General features: G+C 71.6%; 6 protein-coding genes and 1 pseudogene. 2 read left to right on the top strand and 5 right to left on the bottom strand.

The features are described 5' to 3' along the window. The 5 genes and pseudogenes from ABZY11_RS41445 to ABZY11_RS41425 all read right to left on the bottom strand — a co-directional run. Positions 1 to 94, bottom strand: a pseudogene (locus ABZY11_RS41445) (ABC transporter permease); the annotation flags it as partial. Further along, positions 73 to 2,190, bottom strand: a complete 2,118-nt coding sequence (locus tag ABZY11_RS41440) for a DUF3488 and transglutaminase-like domain-containing protein (protein ID WP_356484121.1) — start codon at positions 2,188 to 2,190, stop codon at positions 73 to 75. The pseudogene ABZY11_RS41445 and the gene ABZY11_RS41440, both read right to left, overlap by 22 nt. After that, positions 2,187 to 3,566: a DUF58 domain-containing protein gene (locus ABZY11_RS41435; protein ID WP_356484120.1), complete on the bottom strand. Its 1,380-nt coding sequence runs from the start codon at positions 3,564 to 3,566 to the stop codon at positions 2,187 to 2,189. The genes ABZY11_RS41440 and ABZY11_RS41435 overlap by 4 nt, the downstream gene beginning before the upstream one ends. Next, positions 3,566 to 4,606: a MoxR family ATPase gene (locus ABZY11_RS41430; protein ID WP_356484119.1), complete on the bottom strand. Its 1,041-nt coding sequence runs from the start codon at positions 4,604 to 4,606 to the stop codon at positions 3,566 to 3,568. Before ABZY11_RS41430 ends, ABZY11_RS41435 begins: the two co-directional genes overlap by 1 nt. Positions 4,607 to 4,851: 245 nt before the next feature. Continuing rightward, positions 4,852 to 5,415: a carbonic anhydrase gene (locus ABZY11_RS41425; RefSeq protein ID WP_356484118.1), complete on the bottom strand. Its 564-nt coding sequence runs from the start codon at positions 5,413 to 5,415 to the stop codon at positions 4,852 to 4,854. A 381-nt stretch (positions 5,416 to 5,796) separates the two neighbouring features. On the opposite strand from ABZY11_RS41425, the gene rsmH reads away from it, so the two are divergent. After that, the gene (gene rsmH, locus ABZY11_RS41420; RefSeq protein WP_356484117.1) at positions 5,797 to 6,762 is read left to right on the top strand and encodes a 16S rRNA (cytosine(1402)-N(4))-methyltransferase RsmH; all 966 of its coding nucleotides are present in this window, start codon (positions 5,797 to 5,799) and stop codon (positions 6,760 to 6,762) included. Between the two features lie 49 nt (positions 6,763 to 6,811). After that, positions 6,812 to 7,405 carry a septum formation initiator family protein gene (locus ABZY11_RS41415; RefSeq protein ID WP_356484116.1) on the top strand — a complete coding sequence of 198 codons (594 nt, stop codon included), beginning with the start codon at positions 6,812 to 6,814 and terminating at the stop codon, positions 7,403 to 7,405. Positions 7,406 to 7,441: the final 36 nt, after the last annotated feature.

The raw sequence follows: 7,441 nt of genomic DNA, 5'->3' as shown, positions 1-7,441 counted from the left end.
GCAGCATCATCCGTGAGTTGGAGGCGCCGAGCGCCCGTGCCGCCTGTACGTAGTCGTTCTGTTTGGCGGTGATCACGGAGCCGCGGGCGATACGGCCGTCGTGGAGTCCGGTGCTTGGTCCGGTTCGATGCCGTGGTATCGGTCGGTGCCGGTGGTGCCCCGCCCCGTCGGCGGCGCCGCGGCCCGGCCCCGGACCGACGTACGCCCGGCGGAGAGACTCAGCCTGTGCCGGCGTGCCCGGAGCCTCCAGAGCAGCGGCAGCAGGGGCAGCGCGAGGATCACTGTGGCGAGCAGGACCAGACCTACAACGGTGCTCGTGGGTGTCCCGGAGTCCGTCGGAGGCGTCACCCCCGGCGCCGCCGAGCTGCCGCACTCGCCCTGCTTGCGCAACTGCGCCGGGCAGCTGTCCGGGACGGACGGCGCGATCGAGGGAGCCGCCGAGGAGCCCTTCTCGGGCAGGGCCGGGACCTCCGTGTCGCCGGTGGGGACGTCCTGCTGGGTGTACTGCGGCGTGCTGCCCCGTGTCGGAGTCGGCTCGAAACGGGTCCACCCGACGCCCTCGAAGAACAGCTCGGGCCAGGCATGCGCATCGCGCAGCCCCACCGAGACCGAACCGTCCGGCTGCCCGGTGCCGGGCGTGAAACCCACCGCGACCCGGGCCGGAATGCCCAGCGTCCGTGCCATCGCAGCCATGCTGAAGGAGAAGTGGATGCAGAAGCCCTGCTTGTCCTTCAGGAACCGGCTGATCGCCGCGCTTCCGGTGCCCGAGTTCACCGAGGTGTCGTAAGTGAAGCCGCCGTCGAAGGCGAAATAGTTCTGCAGCTTCACCGCCCGCTCATAATCGTTGGCGGCGCCCCTGGTCACCTTGTTCGCGGTCTCTTCGACCACCTTCGGCAGGGAGCCGGGAACGCGGGTGTATTCGCGCCGCAGAGCGGCCGGTGCGGGGCCCGCCGCGGCGAGCTGCTCGGCGGTCGGCTCGACCACCAGACTGGAGACCTGGTACTGGGCGCCGCGGGTCGTCTCCCCGCGGTCACCCACGAGCGTCCGCCCCGCCGGTTCGTACCGCCAGCGCCCGTCGACCTTGACCTCGGTCGCCGGGTAGGGGAGCGGCAGATAGGTCTGCTGGTAGGAGCGGGACGCGGAGATGTTCGTCCTGACCTCCGTGACCGCCACGTCCGGACCGAGGCCCTCCGGATCCGGGAGCCGCTTCGGCACATCCCTCAGACGGCGCGTGGAGGGCCGCCACTCGCTCCCGTTGAACTGGTCCAGGGCCAGAATCCGCAGATAGAAGTCCTGCGGGGTGCCGGAATTGGTGCGGTAGGACATCACCTGCTGATTCTCCGGCTGGTTCAGATTGTCCTGGAGCGAGACCAGCGGGTTCACCGCGGAGATGGTGCCGCCGCCACCCTTGCCGTTCCCGCCGCCGCCCGCCCCGAACAGCATTCCGCCTTCGAGAGCCGGCAGTGCCGCCGGGACGACCAGCGCGACGCCCAGCGCCAGCGCACCGATGCGGCGACCGGTACGGACCGGGGCCGTCGGCCGGCCGCTCGAAATCGCCGCACCGACCGCCGGCCCACCCGGAGACCTGCTGGCCGCGCCGCTGAAGACCCGCCCCCACTGGGAGAGCCGGTCCCGGCCCTCGGCCAGCAGGAGCAGCAGATAGCCACCGGCCGCCAGCAGGAACCACAGCCAGTCCGCTCCGCCCTCGGACAGCCCCGCGGCCACCGAGTACAGCGCGAGGAGCGGCAGACCGGCCGGGGCCGCGCTGCGGAACGTCACGGCGAGGGCATCCACGGCCAGGCCGATCAGCAGCACACCGCCGATCAGCATCAGCCGGATGCCGTCCGTCACGGGAGCCGGAGTGGCATACCTCCCGACGTCCTCGGCACCCGAGGCCAGCAGATGCGCGAGCCGCTGGACGGCCTCCGGGCCGGGCAGCACACCGGCCAACGCCTGCTCCCTGGCGAACACCACCGTCAGCAGGACCAGGGTGAACAGCGCCTGCACCGCGATGACCAGCACCCGGGGCACGGGCGCCCGGCGGACGAGCGCACCCATCCCGCTCTGGACCGCCAGCAGGAACGCGGCCTGCAGGATCCACCCGGCCGGCTCCACCAGCGGCAGCATCGAGGCCGCCGCCATCAGCGTCGCCGCAAAGGCGCACAGCGCCAGCCGACCACGACTGCTCATGACCATCCCCCGGAGAAACCCGTCGTGCCGCCCGCCGCGGCGGACTGCGCCGCCACGCCCTGGTGCCCCGCCTGCTGCCAGTACCGGGCCAGAGAGGTCCCGGGCGCCACCGGCACCGCCGTCCAGCCCGATTCCCGCAGCAGCCGCAGCCGCCGCTCGGACGCCTCTTCCGCCCTCGCGGGCGGGACGTCGCCCTGCACCCAGGCCGTGCTGTCCAGTACGAACGCGACGGCGCCGCCGCTGCGCTGCCGCATCCGCGCCGCCACCGCCGCCTGCTCCTCGTCCAGATCACCGAAGAACGCGATCAGCAGCCCTTCGTTGCCGCCGCGCATCACGTCGTACGCGCGCGACAGCCCGCTGCCGTCGGAGTGGTCGACCATCGCCAGGGTGTCCATCATCAGCCCCGCCGAGTCGGCGGACTCCTGTGTCGACCCGGCGAAACCGCCCGCGCCCTCGCCCGGAACCGCCTTCCCGTCGTCGGTCAGCAGCCGGACGGCGAAACCGCGCTCCAGCATGTGCATCAGCGCGGACGCGGCCCCGGACACCGCCCACTCGAAGGCGGAGTCGGGCCCCGTCCCCTGGTAGGCGATCCGCCGGGTGTCCAGCAGGACCGTGCACCTGGCCCGCTGCGGCTGCTCCTCGCGGCGCACCATCAGCTCGCCGTAGCGCGCGGTCGAGCGCCAGTGGACCCGGCGCAGATCGTCGCCGTGCCGGTAGCCGCGCGGAATCACGTCGTCGTCACCGGCCAGCGCCAGCGAACGCTGCCGTCCCTCGCCGTACCCCGAGGCCTCGCCGGCCAGCCGCACCGGCGGCAGCGGCTCGGTCCGCGGAATGACGACGAGGGTGTCGTACGCGCTGAACGAACGGGTCAGCTCGCACATCCCGAACGGATCGCTCAGCCGCAGTTGCAACGGCCCGAGCGGATAGCGCCCGCGCAGATCCGAGCGCACCCGGTAGGACACCTCGCGACGGCCGCCCGCCTCCACCCGGTCCAGCACGAACCGGGGCCGCGGCCCGAGCACATAAGGCACCCGGTCCTGGAGCATCAGCAGTCCGGTGGGCATCCGCGACACGTTCTCCATCCGCAGGTGGACCCGCGCCTCCGCGCCCGCCGGGACCCGGGACGGCGAGAGCCGCCGGGTGCCCGCGACCCGGTAGCGGGTGCGGACGAGCACCACCACACAGACCAGCGGCAGCGCGGCGAGCAGCAGCCCGACCCGCAGCAGATCCGCCTGCCCGAGCACATAGGCGCAGATCGCCGCGGCGATACCGGCCGCCAGAAAGGACCGCCCACGCGTGGTCAGCCCGCTCAGGGCGGTCCGCAGACCACCCTTCTCGTCGCCGTCGTCCATCGCGGGCGGCCCCCCGGCGGTCATCACACCCGCCGTGCGCCGGGCTGCTGCCGGCCGTACGCCGCACGGCCCGGCTGATGCTGCACCTGGGTGGCGCCGCCAGCGGTCGGAACCGGTGTCTGCTGGAGGATCTCCAGCACGACCTGCTCGGCGGTACGACGGTTCAGCTGGGCCTGTGCCGTCGGCAGCAGCCGGTGCGCGAGCACCGCGACCGCCAGCGCCTGCACATCGTCCGGCAGGCAGTAGTCCCGGCCGCTCAGCGCCGCGGAGGCCTTCGCCGCGCGCAGCAGATGCAGGGTGGCCCGCGGCGAGGCGCCGAGCCGGAGATCGGGATGGCTGCGGGTGGCCCCGACGAGCTCCACCGCGTACCGCCGCACGGCGTCGGCCACATGGACCGTCCGCACCGCGTCGATCAGCTTCACGATGTCGTGTGCGTGCGCCACCGGCTGGAGGTCGTCGAGCGGCGAGAGGCCGCCGTGCACATTGAGCATCCGCAGCTCGGCGTCCGCGGTCGGATAGCCGATCGACACCCGCGCCATGAACCGGTCGCGCTGGGCCTCGGGCAGCGGATAGGTGCCCTCCATCTCGACCGGGTTCTGGGTGGCCACCACCATGAACGGATCGGGCAGCTCGTAGCTGTGCCCGTCGATCGTGACCTGGCGCTCCTCCATGGACTCCAGCAGCGCCGACTGGGTCTTCGGCGAGGCACGGTTGATCTCGTCGCCGATCACGATCTGGGCGAAGATCGCGCCCGGTTTGAATTCGAAGTCGCGCCGCTGCTGGTCGAAGATGGACACACCGGTGATGTCCGAAGGCAGCAGATCCGGAGTGAACTGAATGCGCCGCACCGAGCAGTCGATGGACCGTGCCAGCGCCTTGGCCAGCATCGTCTTGCCGACCCCGGGGACGTCCTCGATGAGGAGATGCCCCTCCGCCAGCAGTACGGTCAGCGAAAGCCGTACGACCTCAGGCTTGCCCTCGATCACACTCTCCACCGACCTGCGCACCCGCTCCGCGGTCGTGGTCAGATCTGTGAGGCTCGCTCGATCGTCATAGGTCGTCACCCGGCCCTCCTCGGCCCTGCCCCACGCTCACCAGGAGCAGGGGGATACCCCAATCCACGGGCCGACGCGCACGCAGCGGTCCGGCCCACCCCGAAACACGGATACCCCTTCGGAAACGTCCGGCGGGATGTCACACGCGCATTCTTGTTGCCGTTACCGCTTCGTGTCACTCGCCTGTGGATAAGTGGGGGCGATATGCCGGTTTCGGTGGGATTTTTGGTTTCCGGTGGGTGGTGCCCGGGAGGTCAGGAGGCGGGGAGGATCTCCCGCAGCAGGCCGCTGGTCACATCGAAGACGAAGCCGCGGACGTCGTCGGTGTGCAGCAGGAACGGCGAGGTGCGCACCCGCTGCATCGACTGCCGTACGTCCTGATCGGCGTCCTTGTACGCCTCGACCGCCCAGACCGGACGCTGGCCGACCTCGACCTCCAGCTCCTGGCGGAATTCCTCGGTGATCGATTCCAGGCCGCAGTTGGTGTGATGAATGAGTATGACGCTGCGGGTGCCGAGGGCCCGCTGGCTGATGGTCAGCGAACGGATCACGTCATCGGTGACCACGCCGCCCGCGTTACGGATGGTGTGGCAGTCGCCGAGCGACAGGCCGAGCGCGTCGTGCAGGTCGAGCCGGGCGTCCATGCAGGCGACCACGGCGACGCGCAGCACCGGCTTGGCGTCCATGCCGGGGTCTTCGAATTCGGCGGCATACCGGACGTTCGCCTCGACAAGGCGGTCGGTGACCGTGCCCCCGGTGCGGGCCTGGTCGGCAGCGGTCCCGGAAGACCGGACGGGGGAGTGCGCGGAAGTCGACATGGATATGACGTTAGCTCCCGCTCCTGCTCCCGTCGTGCTGTGGGAAGGGACAAAGAACGTCAACGAGGCTTGTTGTGAGGTAACCCACAAGCTTCACGGCCATTCATTCGGGCGGGTGAACAGGGGGCCCGGCGACGCGCAGCCGGGTTGATTGATCGGGAATCGATCGAATGGCAGGGTGGACTAAAGTGACGGGAAGTTACCGACACCCTGCACATTCCGTAGATTTCCCCTGTGTGTGCGGCGTACGTACGGGCCCGGCCCTCTCCCGCTCGCCGGTCGGCCGACGCCCCTTCCCCGGCGCCGGCCCACCTCCCCTTCTGAGCGGGCGGGGACCAGGCCGTACGTGCGGCCACACGGGACCTGAGCCTGAGAGGGCGCATGAGCCAGACCCGACACGTCCCGGTGATGCTCCAGCGGTGCCTGGACCTGTTGGCCCCGGCTCTGGAGGCGCCGGGCCCGCAGGCGCCCGTGGTCGTCGACTGCACGCTCGGCCTCGGCGGGCACAGCGAGGCGCTGCTCGCCGCCTTCCCGTCCGTACGGCTGATCGGGCTGGACCGGGACAAGGAGGCGCTGCGGCTCTCCGGCGAGCGGCTCGCCCCGTACGGTGACCGGGCCACGCTGGTGCACGCCGTCTACGACGAACTGCCCGAGGTGCTCGACAGGCTCGGCATCCCGAAGGTCCAGGGCGTCCTGTTCGACCTCGGCGTCTCCTCCATGCAACTGGACGAGGCCGACCGCGGATTCGCGTACGCCCAGGACGCCCCGCTCGACATGCGCATGGACCAGACGACCGGCATCAGCGCCGCCGAGGTGCTCAACACCTACCCGCCGGGGGAACTGGTTCGGATCCTGCGGGCTTACGGCGAGGAGAAGCAGGCCAAGCGGATCGTCTCCGCGATCGTGCGCGAGCGCGAGAAGGAGCCGTTCAGCAACAGTGCCCGGCTCGTCGAGCTGATCCGTGACTCGCTGCCCCAGGCGGCCAAGCGCACCGGCGGCAACCCCGCCAAGCGGACCTTCCAGGCGCTGCGCATCGAGGTCAACGGCGAGCTCACCGTCCTGGAGCGGGCCATTCCGGCTGCCGTGCAGAGCCTCGCGGTCGGCGGCCGCATCGCCGTCCTCTCGTACCACTCGCTGGAGGACCGGCTGGTCAAGCAGGTGTTCGCGGCGGGCGCCGCCACCACGGCGCCGCCCGGCCTGCCGGTCGTCCCCGAGCGCTACCAGCCCCGGCTGAAGCTGCTGACCCGTGGCGCGGAACTGCCCACGGAGGAGGAGGTCGCCGAGAACCGGCGTGCCGCCCCCGCCCGGCTGCGCGGCGCCCAGCGGATCCGCGAGGAGGAACGATGAGCGTCCGCCGTCCGGGAACCCGGAGACCGGTGACGCACGGGGCGGCGCGGTGAGCAAACCGGCCGGGCAGTTGAAAGGGCGCGCCGCGCGGCTCGCCCGGCTGATGCCGTCCGGGCCCAGCAACGCGGCCCGTACCCCCTTCGTCCTGCTGGTCGTGGTGCTGCTCGGCGGCGGCCTGATCACGCTCCTGGTGCTCAACTCGGCCCTCAACGAAGGGTCGTTCAGGCTGAGCGAGCTGAAGAAACGGACCACCGAGCTCACCGACGAGGAGCAGGCCCTCCAGCACGACGTCGACAACTACTCCAAGCCGGACGCCCTGGAGCGGCGCGCCCGCGAACTGGGCATGGTGCCCGGCGGCAGCCCCGCCTTCCTGAACCCGGACGGCACGGTCCGCGGCGTACCCGCCGAGACCACCGCCGAGCCCGTCCCGGCACCGCCGCGGCCGAAGAGCAGTACGCCGGCGGCGCCCCCCGAGACCGCGTCCTCCACCGGCACCCCGTCCCCGACCACCGCCCCGGCCTCGCCCTCTCCGTCGGCGTCGGCCGGCCCTTCGGGTGCCGCAGCCCAGCCCAGCACCTCCGCGACCCCGCCCGCCGGGCCGCGTACCCCGGCAGACCAGCCCTCGACGAGCCCCGGCAGGTGACGCAGTGCCGCCCAAGGAACCACCGCGCCGCCGGGT

This window comes from Streptomyces sp. NPDC006510, assembly GCF_040611955.1.
Classification (GTDB): Bacteria; Actinomycetota; Actinomycetes; order Streptomycetales; family Streptomycetaceae; genus Streptomyces.
Note: the sequence above shows the minus strand (reverse complement) of the source record. Positions and strands in the feature narration are given on the sequence as shown.